The 22,977-nt window shown below is 72.0% G+C and carries 17 protein-coding genes; 10 read left to right on the forward strand and 7 right to left on the reverse strand.

Features of this window, described 5'->3' with window-relative positions:
• Positions 1-85: 85 nt before the first annotated feature.
• Positions 86-1,318 (reverse strand): maltose ABC transporter substrate-binding protein, encoded by a 1,233-nt coding sequence (locus tag PCC79_RS14565; RefSeq protein WP_342372238.1) that lies wholly within the window; start codon positions 1,316-1,318, stop codon positions 86-88.
• A 239-nt stretch (positions 1,319-1,557) separates the two neighbouring features.
• Between PCC79_RS14565 and PCC79_RS14570 the strand changes: the two genes are divergently transcribed.
• Positions 1,558-2,547: a LacI family DNA-binding transcriptional regulator gene (locus tag PCC79_RS14570; protein ID WP_232547364.1), complete on the forward strand. Its 990-nt coding sequence runs from the start codon at positions 1,558-1,560 to the stop codon at positions 2,545-2,547.
• Positions 2,544-4,907 carry a putative PEP-binding protein gene (locus tag PCC79_RS14575; RefSeq protein WP_342372239.1) on the forward strand — a complete coding sequence of 788 codons (2,364 nt, stop codon included), beginning with the start codon at positions 2,544-2,546 and terminating at the stop codon, positions 4,905-4,907. Before PCC79_RS14570 ends, PCC79_RS14575 begins: the two co-directional genes overlap by 4 nt.
• A 135-nt stretch (positions 4,908-5,042) precedes the next feature.
• On the opposite strand, the gene PCC79_RS14580 is transcribed toward PCC79_RS14575, so the two are convergent.
• The 4 genes from PCC79_RS14580 to PCC79_RS14595 form a co-directional block, all read right to left on the reverse strand.
• A complete protein-coding gene (locus tag PCC79_RS14580; protein ID WP_342371676.1) occupies positions 5,043-6,023 on the reverse strand; it encodes an IS3 family transposase in 981 nt (326 codons plus the stop codon).
• Positions 6,024-7,209: 1,186 nt separating this feature from the next.
• On the reverse strand, positions 7,210-7,704 hold the full coding sequence (locus PCC79_RS14585; protein ID WP_232547362.1) for a methylated-DNA--[protein]-cysteine S-methyltransferase: 495 nt from the start codon (positions 7,702-7,704) through the stop codon (positions 7,210-7,212).
• The gene (locus tag PCC79_RS14590) at positions 7,701-9,206 is read right to left on the reverse strand and encodes a DNA-3-methyladenine glycosylase 2 family protein (protein ID WP_232547471.1); all 1,506 of its coding nucleotides are present in this window, start codon (positions 9,204-9,206) and stop codon (positions 7,701-7,703) included. Before PCC79_RS14590 ends, PCC79_RS14585 begins: the two co-directional genes overlap by 4 nt.
• Positions 9,207-9,301: 95 nt before the next feature.
• On the reverse strand, positions 9,302-10,072 hold the full coding sequence (locus tag PCC79_RS14595) for a hypothetical protein (protein WP_342372240.1): 771 nt from the start codon (positions 10,070-10,072) through the stop codon (positions 9,302-9,304).
• A gap of 124 nt (positions 10,073-10,196) precedes the next feature.
• Here PCC79_RS14595 and PCC79_RS14600 point away from each other — a divergent pair, with 124 nt between their 5' ends.
• The 4 genes from PCC79_RS14600 to PCC79_RS14615 all read left to right on the forward strand — a co-directional run bounded on the left by PCC79_RS14600 (position 10,197) and on the right by PCC79_RS14615 (position 16,098).
• A complete protein-coding gene (locus tag PCC79_RS14600; protein WP_342372241.1) occupies positions 10,197-10,808 on the forward strand; it encodes a TetR/AcrR family transcriptional regulator in 612 nt (203 codons plus the stop codon).
• Positions 10,808-12,541 (forward strand): ABC transporter ATP-binding protein, encoded by a 1,734-nt coding sequence (locus tag PCC79_RS14605; RefSeq protein ID WP_342372242.1) that lies wholly within the window; start codon positions 10,808-10,810, stop codon positions 12,539-12,541. The genes PCC79_RS14600 and PCC79_RS14605 overlap by 1 nt, the downstream gene beginning before the upstream one ends.
• Complete coding sequence (locus PCC79_RS14610) at positions 12,538-14,553, forward strand: ABC transporter ATP-binding protein (RefSeq protein ID WP_416046540.1); 2,016 nt, start codon at positions 12,538-12,540, stop codon at positions 14,551-14,553. Before PCC79_RS14605 ends, PCC79_RS14610 begins: the two co-directional genes overlap by 4 nt.
• Before the next feature lie 132 nt (positions 14,554-14,685).
• Positions 14,686-16,098: an APC family permease gene (locus PCC79_RS14615; protein ID WP_342372243.1), complete on the forward strand. Its 1,413-nt coding sequence runs from the start codon at positions 14,686-14,688 to the stop codon at positions 16,096-16,098.
• A 24-nt stretch (positions 16,099-16,122) separates the two neighbouring features.
• Here PCC79_RS14615 and PCC79_RS14620 read toward each other — a convergent pair whose 3' ends face one another.
• Positions 16,123-16,770, reverse strand: a complete 648-nt coding sequence (locus PCC79_RS14620) for a VIT1/CCC1 transporter family protein (protein ID WP_416046539.1) — start codon at positions 16,768-16,770, stop codon at positions 16,123-16,125.
• Between the two features lie 8 nt (positions 16,771-16,778).
• Complete coding sequence (locus PCC79_RS14625) at positions 16,779-17,099, reverse strand: BlaI/MecI/CopY family transcriptional regulator (RefSeq protein WP_232547356.1); 321 nt, start codon at positions 17,097-17,099, stop codon at positions 16,779-16,781.
• A gap of 58 nt (positions 17,100-17,157) precedes the next feature.
• On the opposite strand from PCC79_RS14625, the gene PCC79_RS14630 reads away from it, so the two are divergent.
• The 4 genes from PCC79_RS14630 (at position 17,158) to cydC (ending at position 22,975) form a co-directional block, all read left to right on the forward strand.
• The gene (locus PCC79_RS14630; RefSeq protein WP_232547355.1) at positions 17,158-18,654 is read left to right on the forward strand and encodes a cytochrome ubiquinol oxidase subunit I; all 1,497 of its coding nucleotides are present in this window, start codon (positions 17,158-17,160) and stop codon (positions 18,652-18,654) included.
• 14 nt (positions 18,655-18,668) lie between these two features.
• Positions 18,669-19,727, forward strand: coding sequence for a cytochrome d ubiquinol oxidase subunit II (gene cydB / locus PCC79_RS14635; RefSeq protein WP_232547354.1), 1,059 nt, complete (start codon positions 18,669-18,671; stop codon positions 19,725-19,727).
• Positions 19,728-19,829: 102 nt separating this feature from the next.
• A complete protein-coding gene (gene cydD, locus PCC79_RS14640; RefSeq protein ID WP_232547469.1) occupies positions 19,830-21,398 on the forward strand; it encodes a thiol reductant ABC exporter subunit CydD in 1,569 nt (522 codons plus the stop codon).
• Positions 21,395-22,975, forward strand: coding sequence for a thiol reductant ABC exporter subunit CydC (gene cydC / locus PCC79_RS14645; protein WP_232547353.1), 1,581 nt, complete (start codon positions 21,395-21,397; stop codon positions 22,973-22,975). The genes cydD and cydC overlap by 4 nt, the downstream gene beginning before the upstream one ends.
• Positions 22,976-22,977 lie beyond the last annotated feature (2 nt).

The following is a 22,977-nucleotide window of genomic DNA, read 5'->3' on the forward strand; positions in this document are numbered from 1 at the left end:
GCCGGGTGTCCGCTGCGGGTGTGAGACGACGCGGGGTGGCGCTTGCAGCACCACCCCGCGTCGTCAGGTCACCTGCGAGACGGACTCAGAAGGCGGCCTTGATGTTGTTGTTCATCTCCTGCCACGCGGCCGCGGGATCGGCGGCCTGGCCGTTGATGATGCTGACCTCGGTGGCACCCCAGAAGTTCCACACGGCGGCCATCTCGGGGATGGCCGGCATCGGCTCACCGTCGGCGCCCGCCTCGGCGAAACCGGCGATGATCGGGTCGTCGATGGCCTCGGCCGCGGCGGTGTTGGCCGGCGTCCGGCCACCCAGCTCGTAGAGCTTGGTCTGGGCGTCCTCCGACGTCATGTAGTCGAGGAACTGGTTGGCGAGCAGCGCGTTCTCCGAGTGCGAGGACAGGTAGACGCCCTGGACGCCGAGGAACGGCGCGGACGGCTGGCCACCGGCCGACGGGATCGGCAGCACGGTGATGTCGAGGCCGGCGTCGACGAAGTCGCTGGTCCACCAGGGGCCCGTCACGATGTAGGGCGACTGGCCGTCGAGGAAGGCCTGCTTGGCCTGGTCGCCGCCGATGTTGGCGTTCAGCGCGCCCTCGTCGGCGAGCTTGCGGAGGTAGGTGGCGAACGCCTGGCCCTCCGGGCCCTCCATGCCGAGCTCGGTGGTGTACTCGCCGTTGGAGCTGGTGAACACCGGCGCCCCGAAGGAGGTCTGCAGCGGGTACAGGTGGTAGGCGTCGCCGCCGTCACCCTGCTGGATCACGATCGGGAACTGCGTGCCCGCGCCCTTGCCCTGCGTCACGAGCTCGTCGAACGTGGCCGGGGTGTCCTGCACCAGGGCGTTGTTGCGCACGAGGCCGATGTTCTCGATGGCGTAGGGGACGCCATACAGCTGGCCGTCCCACGTGAACGCGGCCTTCGACGCGTCCGAGAGGCCGTCGATGGCGTTGCCCAGCTCCACCGGGGCCACGACGCCGTTGCTCACGAGGTCACCCGTCGCGTCGTGCGCGGTGACGATCAGGTCGGGGCCCTCGCCGGTCGGGGCCTGGGCGATGAAGTCGGTCTTGATGTCGCCGGTCGGCTTCTGGACGAGGTCGAGCGACACCCCGCTGGTGGCCTGGAAATCGGCACCCAGCTCGGTGAACGCGTCGATGCGGGTCTCGTCGACCCAGACCGTCAGCGTGCCGGCGTCCGCCGGAGCAGCAGCCGTGGTGTCGGCTCCGCCCGGCGCGGGCGTGGTGGTGGCGGTACCGCCACCGCAGGCAGCCAGGGTGAGGCTCATGCCCGCGGCGAGCGCTGCAACAATGCTCTTGCGCATCTGTATCTCCTTGCTGGGGGGCTGCTCCTCTGCGCGCCCCTGTCTGCAAGCAGAGTAGCCCACTTTCTGCAAGCAGCCGCCAAATCTTCGTAACGCTTTCATAACGAGGCTGGTTCCGGCGGGTGGCAGCTGCCACAGTTCATGCGGAGCGTCGTGACTTCCGACGGTGGAAGCGGACCGAAAACTTTGCACTAGACTCGCAACGTTCCGTCAACGACGCGGAGGGAGGGCACGTCCAGATGAACCACGCCAAGGCACGCTTGGTGGATCTCGCGCACGCCGCGGGCGTCTCGACGGCCACCGTCTCCCGCGTGCTCAACGGCAAGCCCGGCGTCCGCAGCGACACCCGGGACGCGGTGCACGCGGCGGCGGCCGCCCTGCACTACCCCCTCGAGCGGCCCACCCGGCGGCCGGGGCCCGTGGCCATCATGACCGGGGAACTCTCCAATCCGTCCTTCGCGGCCTTCGCCGAGATGGCCGACACCCTGCTCTACTCCGCGGGCGTGCCGAACTTCGTCTGCCCGGCCGGGCCGAGCGGCACCAGCGAGGAACAGCACCTCGAGACCCTGCTGACCATGGACATCGCGGGCATCATCTCCATCTCGGGCATGCCCGCGAACAACACGTTGCCGGTGGAGCCGTACGAGCGGGTGCTGGAGGCCGGCATCCCCACCGTTTTCATCAACTCCCCCAGCGAACAGCTCGAGGCAGGCTTCTTCTCGTGCTCGGACGCCGAGGCAGTGGCGTCGTCCGTGGCGCACCTGCGCTCGCTGGGCCACACCCGCATCGGCCTCGCGGTGGGGCCCGACCGCTTCCTGCCCGCGCGGCGCAAGGTGGCCGCGTTCCGGGCGTTGGGGTTCGGCGCCGACTCCGTGGCGATGACGCAGTTCACCGCCGAGGGGGGGCAGGTGGCCACCGGGCGGCTCGTGGCGTCCGGCCACACGGCGATCGTGTGCGGCTCCGACCTCATGGCGCTCGGCGCCGTCCGCGAGGCGCGCGTCCGGGGCCTGGGCGTGCCCGAGGACCTGTCGGTGGTCGGGTTCGACGACAGCCCCCTGATGGCGTTCACCGAGCCGGCGCTGACGACCGTCCGCCAGCCCGTGGGGGCGATCACCTCGGCCGCCGTCGCCGCGCTGCTGCGGGCGATGGACGGCACCCCGCTCGACACGACCGAGGTGCTCTTCCACCCCGACCTGATCATCCGGCGATCGACGGCACCCGCGCCATGATGGGCATCGTCGTCGTCTGCCACTCCCGGGAGTTGGCCACCGCCGCCGTCGCCTTCGCGACCCGCGTGGCGGGCGACGACGCACCCACCGTGCTCGTCGCCGCCGGCGTCGCGGACGGGGCCCTCGGCACGGACGCCGCGGCGATCACCAAGGCCATCGTGGCCGCGAACAGCGGCGACGGCGTCCTCGTCTTCCTGGATCTGGGCAGCGCCCTGATGAGCGCCGAGCTCGCCGTGGAGTTCCTGCCCGCCTCGTTCGACGCCGAGGTGCGCATCACGTCCGCGCCGCTGGTGGAGGGGCTCGTGGCGGCGGTCGCGGCGGCGTCCGCGGGGGCGTCGTTGGAGGAGGCGGACGCCGCCGCACGCCGCGCGGTGGAGACCAAGCGCTCGCACGTGGACGACAACGTGCCCGCCCCGCCCCTGCTGACCACGCCCGCGCCCACCCCGAAGGACACGTCGCTGGTGTGGCGCGCCACCGTCCGCAACGCGCGGGGCCTGCACCTGCGTCCGGCCGCCACCGTGGTGACGGCGCTGGGCGACATCGCCGCCGAGGTGCTGCTCAGCAATGCCACCACCGGTGCCGGCCCGGCGCGGGCGACCAGCCTGTCCAGGGTGACCGCGCTGCAGGTGGGCCGCGGCCAGGTGCTGCAGGCGCGCATCAGCGGCCCCGAGGCCGAGGAGGCCCGCCGGGTGCTGGCCGACCTCTCGGCCCGCGACTTCGGCGAGAGCGCCAGCCGCCGGCAGGCACCGGTGACCGGGGTCGCCCCCCCAGGAACGCCGGCCGAGGCCATGGGCCCCTCGGACACCCTGCCCGTGGTGGGGCAGGTGATCCTGCGCTCGTCCGGCCCGCCCCTGCAGGGCTATGTGCCGGGCACGCCCAAGGACGAGCTCGACCGCTTCTTCGCCGCCGTGGCCCAGGTCAAGGAGTTCCTGGCCGACCTCGCCGCCGGCGGCGACCCGACGGGCATCGTCGCCGCGGAGGCCACCCTGCTGACCGACCGGGCGCTCAACCACGAGATCGTCACCCGGATCACGGAGGGGTTCAGCGCCGTCGAGTCGGTGGGCAGCGAGCTGACGCGGGCGGTGCGGGAGTTCGAGGCGCTGAGCGACCCCTTCCTGCGCGAGCGCGCCCAAGACCTGCGGGGCCTGCGCCGCCTGCTGCACCTGGCCCTCATGGAGCGGCCGTTGGTCGACGAGGGGCCCGACGAGCCACGCGTGTGGGTCGTCGACGAGCTGGACGCCCCCACCGCGCTGCGGCTGGACCGCCGGACCTGCCTCGGCGTCATCACGACCAGCGGCGGGGCCACCGGCCACGGCGTCCTGACGGCGCGGGGCCGGGGCATTGCCGTGCTGCCCGGCCGGCGCGACGCCGCCACGCTGCGGGACGGGGACCAGGTGGCGTTCGACCCGGTGACCGGCGACCTGTGGCGCCGCCCGAGCCCGGCGCGCCGCTCGCTGCTGGCCGAGGTGCGCGTCCACCGCCGACGCACCGCCCAGCGCGCGCTGGCGCGTGCGCACGAGGACGCGGTGACGACCGACGGCGTCCGCGTGCCGGTGTTGGCGAACGTCTCGACGTTGGCCGACGCCCGGGAGAGCGAGCGGTTCGGGGCGGACGGCGTGGGGCTGCTGCGCTCGGAGATCCTGTACTCCTCGCGGGTGGACGCCCCCTCCGCGGAGGAGCAGGCGGCGGCCTACGTGGAGATCGCGCGGGCGCTCGGGGGCCGGCCGGTGACGATCCGGACGTGGGACGCCGGCGCCGACAAGCCGCTGGCCTTCGTGCCGACCGGGACGCCGGACAACCCGGCCATGGCCCTGCGCGGCATCCGGGCGATGCGGCTCGCGGAGGACGTGTTCGCCGAGCAGTTGCGGGCCGTACTGCTGGCGGCGCGCGACGCGGACGTGCGGGTGATGTTCCCGATGGTGAGCTCGGCCGACGACGTGACGTGGGCGCGGGGCGTCCTCGACGCGGTGCAGCGTGAGTTGGGAGCTGGGCCGGTGCCGGTGGGCATCATGGTGGAGGTGCCCGTCGTGGCGCTGCGGGCGGGTGACTTCGCGGGGATCGTGGACTTCGCCAGCGTCGGCACCAACGACCTGGCGCAATACGCCGGCGCCGCCGACCGCACGGATCCCGACGTCGGCGGCCTCGCCCGCCAGGACGACCCGGCGGTGCTGGAGCTGATCCGGCTGACGTGCGCAGGCCTGCCCGGTGTCGACGTGGCCGTCTGCGGCGACCTGGCGGGCGACACCACCCAGACGGCCACCCTGCTGCGCCTCGGCGTCGCCGAGCTCAGCGCGTCCCCGACGCGAATCCCGGAGGTCAAGCAGGCCGTTCGAGGCGTCCACCGCGGGGAGTTGGCCTAATCGGACGGCCGCCACACTGCCGCTGGCGTCGCGTTGCTGCCGGAGGCGTCGCCACCCTGCCGTTGCGATTGCCTCCCCGCCGTTCGCACCGCCACCCTGCCCGACCTCCACCCCCCTAGCGTTGCACGGAATGAATCAAGCTGTTTGGGACAGTTGGGTTGGGGGTTGGTTGATCCAGACGTGGTCTGGGGGTGTGGGGGTTTTCGGGGGTTTGGGGTGGCGGGTGGGGTGTTTGGCGGCGTAAGCGGTTTTGGTGGTGGTCCACAGGTCGTGGGTGGTGGGCCAGGTGCCGTCATGGACGCGGGCGGGGGTGTGACCGGCCAGGCCTGCGTGGTGATGGTGGTTGTTGTAGTGGTCGAAGAAGGCGGTGAACCAGGCTTGGGCCTGGTCGATGGTGTCGAACCGGCCGGGGTAGGCGAGGTCGTACTTCACGGTTTTGAAGACGGCTTCAGCGAACGGGTTGTCGTTGGACACTCGGGGCCGGGAGTGGGACGTGGTGATGTGCAACAACCTGAACATGTCGGTGAGGGTGCCGGCACGCATCGGGGAGCCGTTGTCGGCGTGGATGACCGCAGGAACGCAGTGTTGGTCGGTGAACGCCTTTTGGAACATGTCTTTGGCCAGGTCGGGCCGTTCGTGGTGTTCGACCCGGTGCGCGACCACGTAGCGGGAGTACAGATCGATCGCGACATACAGCTTGAACCAGATCCGTCCCGGGCCCTGCACGTTGGTGATGTCCCAACACCACACCTGCCGGGGCGCGGTCGCGTGCAGGCGTGGCGCATGACGCCGGCCCCTGACACCGGTCCGGGTCCGTTGTCGACGACGATCGGTGGACTGCCCGGCTCGCCGCATGATCCGGTGCATCGTGGCCAGCGAGCACAGGTACTCCCCGCGATCGAGCAGATGGTAGAACCCTTCCCTGATCGACATGTCGGCCACGTCCTCAGCGTTCAACCTAGCCACGACAGCTTCAGTCTCGGCAGGGGCGAGCCGCTGGGGATAGTTCCGCTCCGCGTGCGGCACCACCACCCCACCAGCCGGGTTCGGGTTGCGATACCGATACAGCGTGGACCGCGACACCCCGAGCCAGCGACATGCCTGGACCACGCTCACCCCAACCCCTTCGAGGGACGTGGCGGTATCGAGGGCAAACTCGAGGTATCGGAATCGGCCAGCCACGCCGGCCGGCCCGGCACCGGTGGAGGCTCCGGTTGGGTCTGGTTCTGATCCGCGTTCTTGGCCAACCCCTCCAAGAACGCGGCAGCTTTTCCCAAGATGTCAGCAGCCGCTCTGGACTGCTCCAACTCCACCTTGAGGCGTTCATTCTGCCGGCGGAGCCGTTCCAGCTCCTGCCGCTCCTCATACGTCAACACGCCCCTCCGATCCCCACGCGAACGAGCCGGGTCAGGCTCCGTGATCAACCCAGCCGCCCGCTGCTGCACCCACGAGTTCATCGTGTACGACGACACCCCGATTCGCCGACAAAACGCCACCCGACTCCCTCGTTCCAGACACTGGTCATACTCCAACAACAACGCCCAACGCTGCTGCGGGGTGAACTTGCTCGAACGAGACGGCCGGAACGGAACATCATCGTTATCCATCATCAATCCTCTCCACCACCCCGCTGTCCCACAACAGGCTGACACGCAGGGTGCAACGGCAGGGGGGTGGGCCTCCAGCAGGGAGGCGCATTCAAAGGCAGGGTCGCGACGCCAACGACAGGGAGGCAGCGACGGCCAACCGCAGAGTGCGCGAGGCCGAGTCGACGACCCCCGTGGACGCCGCCAGCCGCCAGTCGCGTCCCTGCTTTGGCGCCACCGTGACCACCCGGTGCCGACACGTCCGAACTGACAAGACCAAGCCCCAGCACCCCGTCCCGCAGGGGCCGCCACCCTGCCGTCGCCATCGCCTCCCTGCCACTGGCACCGCCACCCTGCCCGACTTGCACCTCCCTAGCGTGGCAACGGCAGGGGGGTGGGCCCCCCGGCAGGGAGGCGCATTCAGGGGCAGGGTCGCGACACGAACGACAGGGGGCGGGTCGGGCCGACGGGGGTCGGGATCGGAGGGGCGCCCCGTCGAGAACCTGGCACAGGACCTGGTCGTCGACGCAAACGGTTCCCCGGCGTCGACGACCCATGCACAAGCACGCCTCCTCGACGGCAATCGGGGGATTCGCGTCGACGACCCATGCACAAGCACGCCTGGTCGACACCGGCGGGCTCGGACGTAAGGACGCCCCCGCCGGCGACCGCCGTCGAGCCAGGGACAGCCGGGCCTGAACGAGCGAGACTGGGCGTCAGCCCAACCCGGACGCCCCCGGGAGCGCACCCTCGTGGTGGAGCAACCACCGCTTCCGCTCCGTGCCGCCGGCGTAACCGGTGAGCGCCCCGGTGGACCCGACCAGCCGGTGACACGGCACGATGATGCTGATCGGGTTGCGGCCCGTGGCGGCACCGACGGCGCGGGATGCCCCGGGCGACCCCAGGTCGGCGGCCAGCTGACCGTACGAGCGGGTCTGCCCGTGGGGGATGGCGGCGAGGGCGTCCCACACCCGGTGTTGGAACGCCGTGCCCCGCGGCGCCAGCTCCACCGAGAACGCCGTGCGCGTCCCCGCGAAGTACTCGGCCAACTGCGCGACCGCGTCGGGAGCGACGGTGTCGTCGCGCTCGCCGAGGGCGGCGGCGTCCGGGAAGTGCTTCTGGTCGGCCGTGTACAACGCCGCCAGCGCGCCGCTCGCGTCCACCACGAGGGTGAGCGGGCCCACGGGCGAGTCGATCACGCGGTGTCTCATGCGTCCTCCTCAGGGTCGGCGGGCAGGCGGTTGATCGCGTGGTCCAGGGTGGACCACAGGTGCACCGTCGCGTACGCCCGCCACGGACGCCAGCGCTCGGCCCGGGCGGTCAGCGCCCGCCCGTCCGGCAGCCCCTGCCCCGCCGCGGCGCGCCGCACGCCCAGATCGGTGGCGGGGAAGGCGTCCGGATCGCCGAGGGAGCGCATCGCGACCATCTCGACGGTCCAGGGGCCGATGCCCGGCAGGGCGGCCAACCCGGCGCGGGCCTCGTCGCGGTCGGCGCCCGGCCCCAGATCGAGCGACCCGGACGCCAACGCCGCGGCCAGCCGGATGAGCGTCAACCGCCGGGACGCCGGCGCGCGGTAGTCCTCGGCGGACGCCCCGGCCACCGCGTCCGCGGTGGGGAACACGTGGGTCAGGCCGCCCTCGGGGTCGGCGATCGGCTCCCCCAGCCGCGCCACCAGCCGCCCGGCGGCCGTCCGCGCCGCGGCGGTCGAGACCTGCTGCCCGAGCACCACGCGCAGGGCGAGCTCGTCGGGATCGGCGCTGCGCGGCACTCGACACCCGGGATCGGCGGCGACCAGCGGCGCCAGCACCGGGTCGCGGGCCAGCAGGGCGTCGACGGCCACCGGATCGGCGTCCAGGTCGAGCATCCGCCGGCAGCGTCCGATGGCGGGGGTGAGGTCGCGCGGGTCACTCAGGTGCAGCGTCGCCGCCACGTGGTCCGGCCGCGGGGTCAGCGCCGCGATGCCCGGCCCGTGGGGCAGCCGCAGCGTGCGCCGGTAGGCACCGCCGCGCCACTCCTCGACGCCGGGCACCCCGGTGGCCACCAGGTGGCCGAACAGGTGGGTCGCGCAGAACGGTGGGCGCACCGGCAACCGCACGTCGAGCCGCAACAGCCGCCCGCCCACGGCGCCGGTGCCGGACGCCCCCGCCTCCGACGGCCCGCCCGCGTCCCGCAACCCCGACGGCGTCGCCGCGTAGGCCGCCACCAGGGTGGCGTTGAACGACCGGATCGACCCGAACCCCGCCGCGAACGCCACGTCCGCCATCGCGAGGTCGGTCGTCTGCAGCAGCAGCCGCGCGGTGTGCGCGCGCTGGGCGCGGGCCAGCCCGATGGGGGTGGCGCCCAGCTCGGCCAGGGTGAGGCGCTCGAGCTGGCGCGGGGAGTAACCCACCCGCCGCGCCAACCCGGCCACGCCGTCGCGGTCGACCACGCCGTCGGCGATCAACCGGACGACCCGGGCCGTCACGTCGGCACGGGGCTCCCACTCCGCCGAGCCGGGGGCGGCGTCCGGGCGGCAGCGCTTGCAGGCGCGAAACCCCGCGGCCTGCGCGGCGGCGGCGCTGGGGTGGAACGTGCAGTTCGCGGCCGACGGCGTCCGCGCCGGGCAGCTGGGTCGGCAGTAGATGCCGGTGGACGTGACCCCCGTGACGAACGCCCCGTCGAACCGCGCGTCGCGGCTGTCGACGGCGGCGAGGCAGGTCTCGCGGGCGGGCATCACGGCATCCATCCTCCCCCACGCACGCCCCGCGCTCTCGCAGGAATGCGACATCACAGCCGGGACGTCACGCCGCGAGCCTCACACCCCGGGTGTCACAGCAGCGACAGCACCACGGGCATCGCGACGATCGCGACGAGCACGCTCATGGTGGTCATGAACGTCGACACCCGCACGTCGAGGCCCGCCTCGGCGGTGAATCCCGAGGTCATCGCCGCCATGGGCGCGCACAGCAGCGCCAGCAGGATTGCCTTCTCGGCCGGCCCGAACGGCAGCACGAACCACAGCACGGCCGCCGCCACCGCCATCACGGCCCACCGCGTGGCCAAGAACCGCAGCGCGTTGCCGTAGGCCCGCCGGTCGAGCACCAGCTCGAGCCCCACCCCGATCATGAACATCGCCACGAAGGTGTTGGCCGCGCCCACGGTGGCGGTGAACTGCAGCACCGGGTCGGGCAACCGCACGCGCGCCAGCCCCATCACCACGAGCGCCAGGTACGTCAGGAACACCGGAGAGGAGAACACGGTTCGCACGAACCGCCCCAGCGACGCGGGGCGTCCGGACGCCAGCCCGAGCCCCCAGGCGTACGCGATGCCCGCGCCGGCGAGCGCGTTGCCGATGTCGAACATGGACGCCACCACGATCGCCTCGGGCCCGAGGAATGCCCCGACGTAGGGAATGGCGAACAGCTGCGGCCCGATCTCGAAGCTGTCGAAGCTCGTCACGAGCGCGCACGGCAGGGTGATGCGCAGGGCGATGATGCTCAGGGGCCGGAAGTCGGACGCCTGCAGCCACCCGATCCGCTTCACGAGGTGGCCCAGCGCGATGATCGCGATGAGCGTCAGCGCCGTCACGAGCATCTCCATCGCGCACCCCTTTCCCCGTGACGGTATCCCTCCTCCCACCCCACACCGGCAACCCAGCGGGGCGGCGCGGCAACACCGCGCAACCCGCTTGGTGAGTGAGCGCTCACTCACTTACGCTGTGCCGGTGACCCGAGCCACTCCCCTGCCGCCCGAGGAACGCCGACGCCTGCTCGTCGACGCCACCCTCCCGCTGCTGCGCACCCATGGTCCGACCCTGTCCACCCGCCAGATCGCGGAGGCCGCGGGCGTGGCCGAGGGCACGATCTTCCGGGTCTTCGAGTCCAAGGACGATCTGATCCACACCTGCCTCACCGAGGCCCTGTCGATCGAGCACCTGACCGGCGAGCTGGACGCCGCCGCGTCCGACGACCTGCCCACCACCACGCGGGCGCTGCTGACGACCATGCTCCACCACCTCGACGACGTCCGCGCGCTCACCGCGGTGTTTCCGCACCCCGCGATGGCCGACTCCCCGCGCCCGGCCGCGAAGCCGGACGGCTCGGCCTGCCCGCGGCCGGACTTCACCGCCCTGCACCGCGAGGTCCTCGCCCACGTCGCCGCCACGCTTGCCCCCCACGTCGCCGCCCTGCGCACCACCCCGGAACGCGCGGCGGCCCTCCTCGTCGCCCTCTCGTTCGGGGCGCACCACCCGTTGGTCGGGGCGTCCGACCTCACCGATCCCGACACGCTCGCCCAGCTGGCCCTCAGCGGCCTGGCCGGCCCCAAGGAGGCCTGATGCTCCTCTCCCTGCTCCGCACCTATCTCAAGCCCTACATCGGGGCGATCGCGCTGGTCGTGCTGTTCCAGCTCATCGCCACGGCCGCGGCGCTCTACCTGCCCACGCTGAACGCCCGGATCATCGACGAGGGCGTCGCCGTGGGCGACATCCCCGCCATCTGGAACCTCGGCGGCACCATGCTGGCCGTCACGTTCGGCCAGATCGTGGGCCAGGCCGCCGCCGTCTACTTCGGCGCCCGGACGGCCATGAACGTCGGCCGCGACCTGCGCGCCGACATCTTCTCCCACGTCCTGTCGTTCTCGACGCGCGAGGTGAACACCTTCGGCGCCCCGAGCCTCATCACGCGGACGACCAACGACGTCCAGCAGATCCAGCAGCTCGTCATGATGACCGCCTTCATGATCGTGCAGGCGCCGATCATGATGGTCGGCGGCCTCATCATGGCCCTGCGCGAGGACGTCGGGCTGAGCTGGCTGATCGCCGTCGCCGTCGGCGTCCTCGGCATCGTGATCGCCGTGATCCTCATGCAGGCGCTGCCGCTGTTCCGGGCCATGCAGGTGCGCATCGACGCCCTCAACCGGGTGCTGCGCGAGCAGATCAGCGGCCTGCGCGTCATCCGCGCGTTCGTCCGCGAGGAGCACGAGGGCGAGCGGTTCGCGTCCGCCAACCGGGACCTGACCGACGTGTCGCTGCGGGTCGGACGCCGCATGCTCACCCTGTTCCCCTTCGTCCAGCTCGTCATGTCCGCCTCCAGCGTCGGCGTCATGTGGTTCGGTGGCCTGCGGGTGGAGGCCGGCGAGATGCAGATCGGCCAGCTCACGGCGTTCCTGCAGTACCTCACGCAGATCCTGATGAGCGTGATGATGTCGACGATGATGCTGATGATCGCCCCCCGCGCCCAGGTGTGCGCCATCCGCATCCGCGAGGTGCTCGACACGCGCAGCTCGGTCGTGCCGCCCGCGAACCCGGTCGGCGACGTGATCGACCACGGTGCGGTGGATCTCGACGCCGTCAGCTTCTCCTACCCCGGCGCGGAGGCCCCCGTGCTGTCGGACATCTCCTTCCGCGTCACCCCCGGCACCACCACCGGCATCATCGGCTCGACCGGCTCGGGCAAGTCCACGCTGGTCAACCTCATCCCCCGCCTGTTCGACGCGACCGCCGGCACCGTGCGGGTCGACGGCGTCGACGTCCGCGAGCTGCACCCCGAGGTGTTGTGGAACGCGATCGGCCTCGTGCCGCAGAAGCCGTACCTGTTCACCGGCACCGTGGCCTCCAACCTGCGCTACGGCAACCCGGAGGCGACCGACGAGGAGCTCTGGCACGCCCTCGAGGTCGCCCAGGCCCGCGACTTCGTCGAGAAGATGCAAGGCGGCCTCGACGCCGCCATCGCCCAGGGCGGCACCAACGTCTCCGGCGGTCAGCGCCAACGGCTGTCGATCGCGCGGGCGCTCGTGCGGCGTCCGGACGTGTACCTGTTCGACGACAGCTTCTCCGCGCTCGACGTCGCCACTGACGCCCGCCTGCGCGCGGCGCTGGCGTCCGAGACGGCGGACGCCGCCGTCGTCATCGTCGGCCAGCGGATCGCCACGATCCGCGACGCCGACCAGATCGTCGTGCTCGACCACGGCCGCATCGACGGCATCGGGACGCACGACCAGCTGCTCGCGACCTGCCCGACGTACGTCGAGATCGTCGAGTCCCAGTTCAAGGCGGAGGAAGTGGCATGAGCAAGAACAAGCAGCCCGAGGCGTCCCAACCGACGTCGGACGACGGCCGCGTCGTGGACGCCCCCGAGCGCCCCAAGCACGGCCCCCAGTCCCGCGGCCACGGCCCCATGGCCCAGGGACCCGTCGAGAAGGCCATCAACTTCGGCCCGTCGCTGCGCCGCCTGCTCGGCCAGTTGCGCCCCGAGCGGGGCAAGATCGGGATCGTCGTCGTGCTCACCGCCATCGGTGTGCTCGCCAACGTCGTCCAGCCCCGCGTGCTCGGCGCGATGACGGACCACCTGTTCGAGGGCCTCATCGGCAAGAACCTGCCCGCCGGCATCACGCTCGAGCAGGCCATCGCCCAGCTGCGCGCCGCCGGCGAGAACACCTTCGCCGACATGCTGACGGGCATGCCGGGCATCACGCCCGGCGTGGGCGTGGACTGGACGGCCGTTGCCCAGGTGGCCTGGCTCGCGCTGGGCCTGGCCGTCATCGGCGGCGCCTTCACGTGGGCGGCCGGCTGGATCCTCAACGACGTCGTGCAGAACTCGGTGTACCGGATGCGCCGCGACGTCCAGACCAAGCTCGATCGGCTCCCCCTGTCCTACTTCGACCGGCAGCCCCGCGGTGAGCTGCTGAGCCGCGTCACCAACGACATCGACAACATCGCCACCTCGCTACAGCAGACGCTGAGCCAGCTGCTCACCAACCTGCTCATGCTGGTCGGCGTCCTCGGCATGATGTTCTGGGTCTCCCCGGTGCTGGCGGTCATCGCCCTGGTGGCCGTGCCGATCTCGCTGGGCGCCGCCATCCTCATCGGACGCCGCGCGCAGGGCAAGTTCGCCGACATGTGGAAGTCGACCGGCGACGTCAACGCCCAGGTGGAGGAGGCCTACACCGGCCACGCCCTGGTGAAGGTGTTCGGCCGCAGCCGCGAGGTGGAGCAGGCCTTCTCGCGCGACAACCACCAGCTCCGCGATGCCGCGTTCTCGGCCCAGTTCATCTCCGGGCTGATGATGCCGGTGATGATGTTCATCGGAAACCTCTCCTACGTCGCGGTCGCCGTCGTCGGCGGCGTCCGGGTGGCGTCGGGCCAGATGACGCTGGGCGACGTCCAGGCGTTCATCCAGTACTCCCGCATGTTCACCCAGCCGATCACCCAGGTGGCGTCGATGGCGAACCTGCTGCAGTCGGGCGTCGCGTCCGCCGAGCGGGTCTTCCAGGTGCTGGACGCCGAGGAGCAGTCCCCCGAGCACGCGGCCGCCCTGCCGCGGGGCCTGCGCGGACGCGTCGCGTTCGAGGACGTGTCGTTCAGCTACTCCCCCGACAAGCCGCTCATCGAGCACCTCAGCCTCGTCGCCGAGCCGGGTTCGACGGTCGCGATCGTGGGCCCGACGGGGGCGGGCAAGACGACGCTGGTGAACCTGCTCATGCGCTTCTACGAGGTGCAGCAGGGCCGCATCACGATCGACGGGGTCGACATCACGGCCATCCCCCGCGCCGAGCTGCGCTCGCGGATGGGCATGGTGCTGCAGGACACGTGGCTGTTCGGCGGCACGATTCGCGACAACATCGCCTACGGACGCCCGGGCGCGACCGAGGAGGAGATCCTCACCGCCGCCACCGCGACCTACGTCGACCGGTTCGTCCACGCGCTGCCGGACGGCTACGACACGGTGATCGACGAGGAGGGCTCCAACGTCTCGGCCGGTGAGAAGCAGCTCATCACCATCGCCCGGGCGTTCCTGGCCGACCCGACCATCCTCATCCTCGACGAGGCCACCTCGTCGGTCGACACCCGCACCGAGCTGCTCCTGCAGCGCGCGATGGCGGCCCTGCGCACCGACCGGACGAGCTTCGTCATCGCCCACCGCCTCTCCACGATCCGCGACGCCGACGTGATCCTCGTCATGGAGAACGGCTCCATCGTCGAGCAGGGCAACCACGAGGAGCTGCTGGCCGCCGAGGGCAGCTACGCGCGCCTGCACGCGAGCCAGTTCGCCGGGGCGGTCGAGGAGGACGCCGGGGTCTGAACCGGACGGTGTGATCCGGACGGCCGGACGTGTTAAGGGCCCGTGACGATTGCGCGCGGGCCCTTTACGCACCCGCAGCGGGAGGTGCAGAGTACCGGCGGGCCACCCGGCCCCACGGACGAGGAGCGCGCCATGGCGGAGCCGAGCACCACCCCCCACGCCGAACCGGAGCTGAAGCGGGTCATGGGCCCCGGCCTGCTGTTGCTGTTCATCATCGGCGACATCCTGGGCACGGGCATCTACGCCCTCACCGGCACGGTCGCCCGCGAGGTGGGCGGCGTGGTCTGGTTGCCGTTCCTGGTCGCGTTCGCAGTGGCGCTGATGACGGCCTTCTCCTACCTCGAGCTCGTCACCAAGTACCCCCACGCCGGGGGAGCGGCCGTGTTCACCCACAAGGCGTTCAGGATCGGCTTCCTGACGTTCATGGTCGCGTTCACCGTGATGGCGTCGGGCATCACCTCGAGCGCCACCGCGTCGCGGGCGTTCGCCGAGAACTTCATGAAGGGCTTCGGCCTGGGCACCGACCCCACGATCGTGACGGTTGTGGCCATCGGGTTCATGCTGCTCGTGATGGGCGTCAACCTCTACGGGGTCGCGGAATCCGTCAAGGCCAACGTGGTGCTCACGTGCATCGAGCTGTCGGGCCTGCTGCTGGTGATCTTCGTGGGCTTCCTCGCGATGTCGAGCGGCCGCGCCGACTTCAGCCGCGTGCTGCTGTTCGAGACGCCGCAGGACAAGGGCTGGTTCCTCGCCCTCTCCGCCGCCACGTCGGTGGCGTTCTTCGCGATGGTCGGCTTCGAGGACTCGGTGAACATGGCCGAGGAGACCAAGAACCCCTCCAAGATCTTCCCGCCGATCATGCTGACCGGCCTCGGCATCACCGGCGTGATCTACGTCCTCGTGTCCATGACGGCGGTGGCGATCGTGCCGATCGGCGAGCTCACCGAGACCGGCGCGACGCCGCTGCTGACAGTCGTCGAGATGGGCGCCCCCGGGCTCCCGTTCGGCGCCGTCTTCCCGTTCATCTCCATGTTCGCCGTGGCCAACACCGCGCTCATCAACATGATGATGGCCTCCCGCCTGCTCTACGGCATGGGCCGCCAGCTCGTCCTGCCGCACGTGTTCTCCCGCGTGCTGCCGAGCCGGCGGACGCCGTGGGTGTCGATCCTGTTCACCACCGGCCTGGCCATCGCCCTGATCACGTTCGTCGGCCAGGTCTCCCAGCTCGGCGGCACCACCGCCCTGCTGCTGCTGGCCGTGTTCACCCTCGTCAACGTGGCCGTCCTCGTGCTGCGCCGCGACCCCGTGGCCCACTCCCACTTCCGGGCGCCCACGTGGCTGCCCGTCGTCGCCGGGCTCTGCACGTTCTACCTCGTCGGGCCCTGGACCGGACGCCCCCTGGAGCAGTTCACCATCGCGCTGGTGCTCATCGCGATCGGCGCGGTGCTCGGCTTCATCACGTTCCTCGTGAACAAGGCCCTGCGCCAGCGGCCGACCCGGATCGAGGACGTCGACCTGCTCGACGAGGGCGGCGTCCGCAACTGAGGCTCCCTCCCCAAACCGGGGACGTCAGCCGAGTTGGGTGCCCACCAGCGCGCCGATGCCGTAGGTGATCGCCATGGCCAGCAGGCCCCCGGTGATGACACGCGCCACGGCGACCCCGGCCGGCGCCCGGCCGGCGCGGGCGCTGAGGTAACCCGTGAGGCTCAACGCCACCACCACGGCCGCCACGGTCGCGGCGACCCGGAACGCCGGCGGGGTCAGCACCATCGCCAGCAACGGCACCAGCGCGCCCGCGGTGAACGCGGCCATGGACGCCCCGGCGGCCGCCCAGGCGCTGATGAGCTGCTGGGCGGGGCGGCCCTCCCGGGCCAGCAGGGCGCGCTCGCTGTCCCGCTGGGCGCTGACCGAGACGTACTCCCCGACGGCCATCGACAGCGCACCGGCGACGAGCCCGGCGATCCCGGCGACCAGGATGGACACGGAATCGGTCGTGGCGCCGGCCACGCCCATGACCATGCCGGCGATCGACACGATGCCGTCGTTGGCCCCCAGCACGGCGGCGCGCAGCTTGTTCAGCAGCCCGGCGTCCGAGCCGGACACGTCGAGGGGCGTGGGCTGCGACGCGGCCGGGGCGGCAGCAGCGGGCGGGGTCTCGCTCATGCCCCGATCCTGATCCCGAATCGCGCATCCGGCAACGAAGGGCAGGCTGCCCAAACGACGCGTCAGTCGGCGGAGTCCCCGGCTCGCAACCGCTCCCACACCGCGTGACGGACATCGAGGGGGAGGTCCCCGAGAATGTCCTCGATCGCGCGGGCGTGCAGCTCGACGCGGGAGTGCGCGGGCTCGTAGAACCAGGCGCGGCCGTCGAGCTGGCGGACGACGATGCCCTTCTTGGCGAGCCGGTCGAGCACGGTCATGACGGTGGTGTAGGCGATCTCGCGCTGGGCGGCCAATTCAGCGTGGACGTCGCGCACGGATGTGGGGGCTGACCGGCGCCACAGGGCGTCCATCACCGCCTGTTCCAGCTCTCCGAGAATCGACACGGCAGCATCGTAACCCGCCGGGTGGTGTCGTACGACGCAAAGTAGTACACTCCGCCGCATGAGTCCGGACATCCTCGCACGGTGGCAGTTCGGGATCACGACCGTCTACCACTACTTCTTCGTGCCGGTCACGATCTCGCTGTCCTTCCTCGTCGCCGTCATGCAGACCCGCTGGTACCGCACCGGCGACGCCACGTACCTGCGCCTCACGAAGTTCTTCGGCAAGTTGTTCCTCATCAACTTCGCCATGGGCGTCGTGACGGGCATCGTCCAGGAGTTCCAGTTCGGCATGAACTGGTCGGAGTACAGCCGCTTCGTCGGCGACATCTTCGGCGCGCCCCTCGCCCTGGAGGCCCTGCTCGCGTTCTTCCTCGAGTCCACCTTCCTCGGCCTGTGGATCTTCGGGTGGGACCGCCTGTCCCGCAAGGTCCACCTGATGTGCATCTGGCTGGCGTCCAGCGGCACGCTGCTCTCGGCGGTGTTCATCCTCGCCGCCAACAGCTTCATGCAGAACCCGGTGGGTGCGACCTGGAACCCGATCACCGACCGGGCGGAGATGACCGACTTCCTCGCCCTGTTCACCAACCCGGTGTTCCTCGTCACGTTCCCCCACACCGTGGCCGCCGCGTTCATGACCGGCTCGGGCTTCGTCCTGGCCGTGGCCGCGTGGCACCTGGCGCGGCTCAACAAGGCCGACCGGACGCCGGCCGAGGACGACGACGTGGCGGGCTACCGCTGGGCGACGAAGCTCGGCGCGTGGGTGCTGCTCGGCGCAGGCCTGGCCACGGTGATCTCCGGCGACCTGCAGGCCAAGATCATGTACGACGTGCAGCCCATGAAGATGGCGGCCGCCGAGGCCCTCTACGAGACGGCCGGCGGCGACGGCGAGATGGCGCCGTTCTCCCTGCTCACCATCGGGACGCTCGACGGCACCGAGCCGGTCTTCGAACTGCACGTGCCGGGCGTGCTGGGCTTCCTGGCCGCGGGCGACCCGTACGCCGAGATCCCCGGCATCCGCAACCTGCAGGCCGCCTACCAGCGCGGCGAGCTGGTGAACCCCGACTCGCCGCTGCAGCAGGCCTACGCCGAGAAGCTGGCCACGCTCGGCATCACCGACTTCACGCCCATCATCCCCGTCAGCTACTGGACGTTCCGCATCATGATGACGCTGGGCTTCCTGGCCATGGGCATCGGCGCCTTCACGCTGCTGCAGCTGGGGCGCGGCAAGCTCCCGAAACCCGGCCTGGGGCTGGACGTCACGCTGATCGCCGTGGTGCTCGCGCCGCTGTTCGCCAACTCGGCCGGCTGGATCTTCACCGAGATGGGCCGCCAACCCTGGGTGGTGGCCGGTGTGCTGCCGACGGAGCTGGCCGTCTCCCCCGGCGTGGGGGCCGGCACGGTGTTCGCGTCGATGGTGGGCTACACCGTCCTCTACGGCGCGCTCGCCGTCGTCGAGGTCGGCCTGCTGCTGAAGTACGCCCACGCCGGCATGCCGGCCGAGGTGCCCGAGGTCGAGATCAAGGGTGAGGACGACGTCCTCTCCTTCGCCTACTGAGGAAGGAGACTCCCGTGACGCTGCTCGCCACCGAACCCACCACCCTGCAGGTCGTCTGGTACCTGCTCATCGCCGTGCTCTGGATCGGCTACCTCATCCTCGAGGGCTTCGACTACGGCGTCGGCATGCTCATCCGCGTGCTCGGCCGCAACGAGAAGGAGCGCCGGGTCATCGTGAACACCATCGGCCCGCTGTGGGACGGCAACGAGGTGTGGCTGCTCACCGCCGGTGGGGCCACGTTCGCGGCCTTCCCGGGCTGGTACGCCACGCTGTTCTCGGGGCTGTACCTCCCGCTGTTCCTGATCCTCGTCGGCCTCATCATCCGCGGCGTGGCCTTCGAGTACCGCGCCAAGAACCCCGACTCGGCATGGCGCACCCGCTTCGACGTGATGGCCGGCGTCGGCTCCTTCGTGGTGTCGCTCGTGTTCGGCGTCGGGTTCGCCAACTTCATCATCGGCATGCCGGTCACCACGGCCCCCGGCAACGACAACCTGTACGTGTTCTCCGGCGGCTTCTGGAGCCTGTTCAGCCCGTTCGCGCTGCTCGGCGGCGTCGTGCTCGTGGTGCTGTTCCTGTTCCACGGCGCCAACTTCCTCGCCCTCAAGACCCGTGACGTCGTCCACGACCGGGCCGAGGAGTTCGCCGGCAAGGTCGGCGTCGTCGCCATCATCGGCGGTGCCGCCTACCTGCTGTGGGCCAACCTCGCGTACGGGTTCGGCGTCCTCGGCTGGCTGCTCGCCGCGGTCGCGGCGGTCGCGCTCGTCGGCAGCTGGCTCGCGATCCGCGCCGGACGCGACGGCTGGGCCTTCGTGCTCACGACCGTCACGATCTTCACCGTCGCGGTGTGGATCTTCGCCCGCATGTGGCCCAACCTGGGCTTCGACAACAGCGCCGTGGCCGTGCCGCTGGATCGCGTCCAGGCGGCGTCGACCGACCTGACGCTCTCGATCATGACGGGTGCCGCGGTGGTGTTCGTGCCGATCGTGCTCGCCTACCAGGGCTGGACGCTCTGGGTGTTCCGCAAGCGCCTCAGCACCAAGAACATCCCGGAGGACGCCTCGCTGGCCGCGTAACCTGTCGTGGTGGCAGGCGAGGGACGACGGCGGGGACCGATCGACCCACGGCTGGTGCGCCGCGCGGCAGCGACCCGGTGGTACCTCGTCGCCGGCGCCCTCATCGGCTGCCTGGTCGCCGTGCTGACCGTCGCTCAGGCGTGGGTGCTCGCGGGGGCGATCAGCGGCGTGTTCGCCGCCGCCCCCGGGTGGGAATACACCAGCCCCACCCCCGGCACCGGGTGGTGGCCGGAGCTCGGGGGTGCCGCGCTCGCGCTGGCTGCGATCTTCGCCGGCAAGGCCGCGCTGGGCTGGCTCAACCAGGTGCTCGCGCACCGCACCGTCGCGGCCGTGAAATCGCGTCTGCGCCGCGACCTCGTCGCGGCCCGGCTCGCCCGCCCGCTGGACCCCTCGGCGTCCACCGCCCGGCTCGTGACGCTCGCCACGGTGGGCCTCGACGCGCTCGACGGCTACTACGGCAAGTACCTGCCCCAGCTGCTGCTCGCGGTGACGGTGCCGGTGCTCGTGGGCGGGGTGATCCTGCTGGCCGACGTGCCGGCCGCGCTGATCATTGCGCTGACGCTGCCGCTCATTCCGGTGTTCATGGTGCTGGTGGGGTGGACGACGCAGGCCCGCACCGAGCGGCGCTGGGCCACCCAGCAGCGCCTCGCCCACCACTTCGCCGACCTCGTCACCGGCCTGCCCACCCTGCAGGTGTTCGGCCGGGCCCGCGCCCAGGCCACCGGCCTGCGCCGCACCGAGGACGCCCATCGCGCCGAGACGATGGGCACCCTGCGCATCTCGTTCCTCTCCGCCCTGGTGCTCGAGCTGCTGGCGACGCTGAGCGTCGCCCTGGTCGCGGTCACCGTGGGCTTCCGCGTCGTGGCCCACGACCTCGACCTCGCCACCGCCCTGTTCGTGCTGATTCTCGCCCCCGAGGTCTACCTGCCGGTGCGCCAGGTCGGCGTCCACTACCACGACGCCGCCGACGGCATGGCCGCCGCCGACGAGGCGCTCACCTTCATCGAGGCCGCCCCCGCCACCCCCACCGGGCCGGCCGCCGCGCTCCCGGCCGGTGAGCTCGTGCGGGTCGAGGGCCTGGCCCACACCTATCCGGGCGCCGACGCCCCGGCCGTGGCGGGGGTCGACCTCACGGTCGCGCCCGGGGAGTTCGTCGTGCTCACCGGCCCGTCGGGCGGCGGCAAGACCACCGTGCTCAACGCGCTCGTCGGCTTCCTCTCCCCCACGGCGGGCACGGTCGCCGGCCCGGGCCGGGCGCGCATCGCGTACGTCGGGCAGAACCCCGGCATGGTGGCGGGCACGATCGCCACCAACGTGCGCCTCGGCGATCCGGACGCCTCCGACGCCGCGGTCGCGGACGCCCTCGCCCGGGCCGGTGCACCCGGGATGGACCCGGCTCGCGACGTCGGCGACGACGGGGAGGGCCTGAGCGCCGGCGAGCGCCGCCGCGTCGCCGTCGCCCGGGCCTTGCTGCGCATCGACGCGGGCGCCGACCTGCTGCTGCTCGACGAGCCCACCGCCGGGCTGGACGCCGACGCCGAGGCGTCCCTGCTCGCCGGCCTGCGCGCCACCGGCGTGGCCGCGGTCGTCGTGTCGCACCGCCCGGCCGTGCTGGCCGGGGCCGACCGGGTCGTCCGGATCGGCGCCGTCGCGCGAGTGGGCACGCCATGACCCGGTTGCTGGGCCGCCTCGTCGCCGGCGTGCCGCTCGGCTGGGGGCGCGTCGCGCTCGCGGTGCTGCTGGCCGCGCTCGCGTCGGCCTCCTCGGTGGCGCTGCTCGGGGTGTCGGGGTGGTTGCTCTCGCGCGCCGCGGAGCACCCGCCGGTCATGTACCTCACGGCCGCCGCCGTGCTCGTGCGCGCCTTCGGCATCGGCCGCGGCGTCTTCCGCTACACCGAGCGTCTCGTCGGCCACGAGCTGGCGCTGCAGCTGCAGTCGGCCCTGCGCCTGGAGACGTACGGCCGGCTGGCCCGCACCACGCTGCTCGGACGCCGCCGCGGCGACCTGCTCGCCCGGGTGGTCGCCGACGTGGACGCGGTGCTCGACGTCGTCGTGCGCGTGGCGCTGCCGTTCGCGTCCGGGGTGTTCGTGCTGCTCGGCACCACCCTCGTGCTGGGCGCCTTTGCGTGGCCCGTGGCGCTGGCGGTGCTGGCCACCGCCCTGGTCGCCGGGGTGGCGGCCCCGTGGCTGGCCGCGCGGCTGTCGGCGACGGCGGACGCCGCGGCCGTGCCGGCGCGCGGTGCCCTGGCCGACGTCGTCCACGAGATCGGCCGGACGGCACCCGACCTCGTCGCCCACGGCCGCGACGCCGACGCCCTGGCCCGGCTCGCCGATGCCGACGCCCGGCTGGTCGCCGCCGACGCCCGCGCCGCCTGGACGCGCGGGCTGGCGACGGCGCTGCAGGTGCTCGCCGCGGGAGCCTCCGTCGTCGCCGCCCTGCTGCTCGGGGCGGACGCCGTGCGCGCCGGCACCCTGGAACGCCCGATGCTCGCCGTGCTCGTGCTGATGCCGCTCGCGCTGCACGAGGTGTTCGCCGACTTCACCCGAGCGGCCCAGACCTGGACGCGGGCGTCGGCGTCCCTGGCTCGGGTGCGCGACCTGCTGGACGCCCCCACCGTCGGCGCGGGCGATGTCGCCACCGGCGAGCCGGTCGCCGCCCCCCGCCTCGCGGTGCGGGGCCTGGCCATCGGCTGGCCCGGGGCGGCGCCGCTGGCCAGCGGGCTCGACCTCGAGGTCGCCCCCGGGCAGCGGGTGGCCCTCGTCGGGCCCTCCGGGGTCGGCAAGACGACGCTGGCCGCGACGGTGCTCGGGCTGATCCCGCCCGTGGCCGGAACCGTGACCGTCGAGGGCCGCATCGGCTACCTCGCCCAGGACGCCCACGTCTTCACCACCACCGTCGCCGAGAACGTCCGCATCGGCGCCAAGGACGCGTCCGCCGAGCAGGTGGCCGACGCCCTCGCCCGCGCCCGCCTCGGCGTCGACCCGGGCCGGCTCGTCGGCGAGCTGGGCACCGACCTGTCCGGCGGCGAGCAGCGCCGCCTCGCCCTGGCGCGCCTGCTGGTGCGCGAGGCGCAGGTGCTGGTGCTCGACGAGCCCAGCGAGCACCTCGACCCGGAGACGGCGACGGCGTTGCTGGACGACATCTGGGCCTCCGCGGGCGATCGGCCGGTGCTCGTCATCACCCACGACCCGGCCGTCGTGGCCCGCTGCGACCGCGTCGTCACCCTGGGGCCGGCCCCGGCTCGGTGAGC

The sequence above is a fragment of the Propioniciclava soli genome (genome assembly GCF_038502305.1).
Taxonomy (GTDB): Bacteria; Actinomycetota; Actinomycetes; order Propionibacteriales; family Propionibacteriaceae; genus Propioniciclava; species Propioniciclava soli.

Excerpts from the sequence above, each read along its gene's own strand:
- PCC79_RS14565 (WP_342372238.1), bottom strand. The coding sequence starts at position 1,318 with ATGCGCAAGAGCATTGTTGCAGCGCTCGCCGCGGGCATGAGCCTCACC.
- cydC (WP_232547353.1), top strand. The coding sequence starts at position 21,395 with ATGACCCGGTTGCTGGGCCGCCTCGTCGCCGGCGTGCCGCTCGGCTGG.
- PCC79_RS14615 (WP_342372243.1), top strand. The coding sequence starts at position 14,686 with ATGGCGGAGCCGAGCACCACCCCCCACGCCGAACCGGAGCTGAAGCGG.
- PCC79_RS14605 (WP_342372242.1), top strand. The coding sequence starts at position 10,808 with ATGCTCCTCTCCCTGCTCCGCACCTATCTCAAGCCCTACATCGGGGCG.
- PCC79_RS14590 (WP_232547471.1), bottom strand. The coding sequence starts at position 9,206 with ATGCCCGCCCGCGAGACCTGCCTCGCCGCCGTCGACAGCCGCGACGCG.
- PCC79_RS14610 (WP_416046540.1), top strand. The coding sequence starts at position 12,538 with ATGAGCAAGAACAAGCAGCCCGAGGCGTCCCAACCGACGTCGGACGAC.
- PCC79_RS14630 (WP_232547355.1), top strand. The coding sequence starts at position 17,158 with ATGAGTCCGGACATCCTCGCACGGTGGCAGTTCGGGATCACGACCGTC.
- PCC79_RS14570 (WP_232547364.1), top strand. The coding sequence starts at position 1,558 with ATGAACCACGCCAAGGCACGCTTGGTGGATCTCGCGCACGCCGCGGGC.
- PCC79_RS14575 (WP_342372239.1), top strand. The coding sequence starts at position 2,544 with ATGATGGGCATCGTCGTCGTCTGCCACTCCCGGGAGTTGGCCACCGCC.
- PCC79_RS14595 (WP_342372240.1), bottom strand. The coding sequence starts at position 10,072 with ATGGAGATGCTCGTGACGGCGCTGACGCTCATCGCGATCATCGCGCTG.
- PCC79_RS14585 (WP_232547362.1), bottom strand. The coding sequence starts at position 7,704 with ATGAGACACCGCGTGATCGACTCGCCCGTGGGCCCGCTCACCCTCGTG.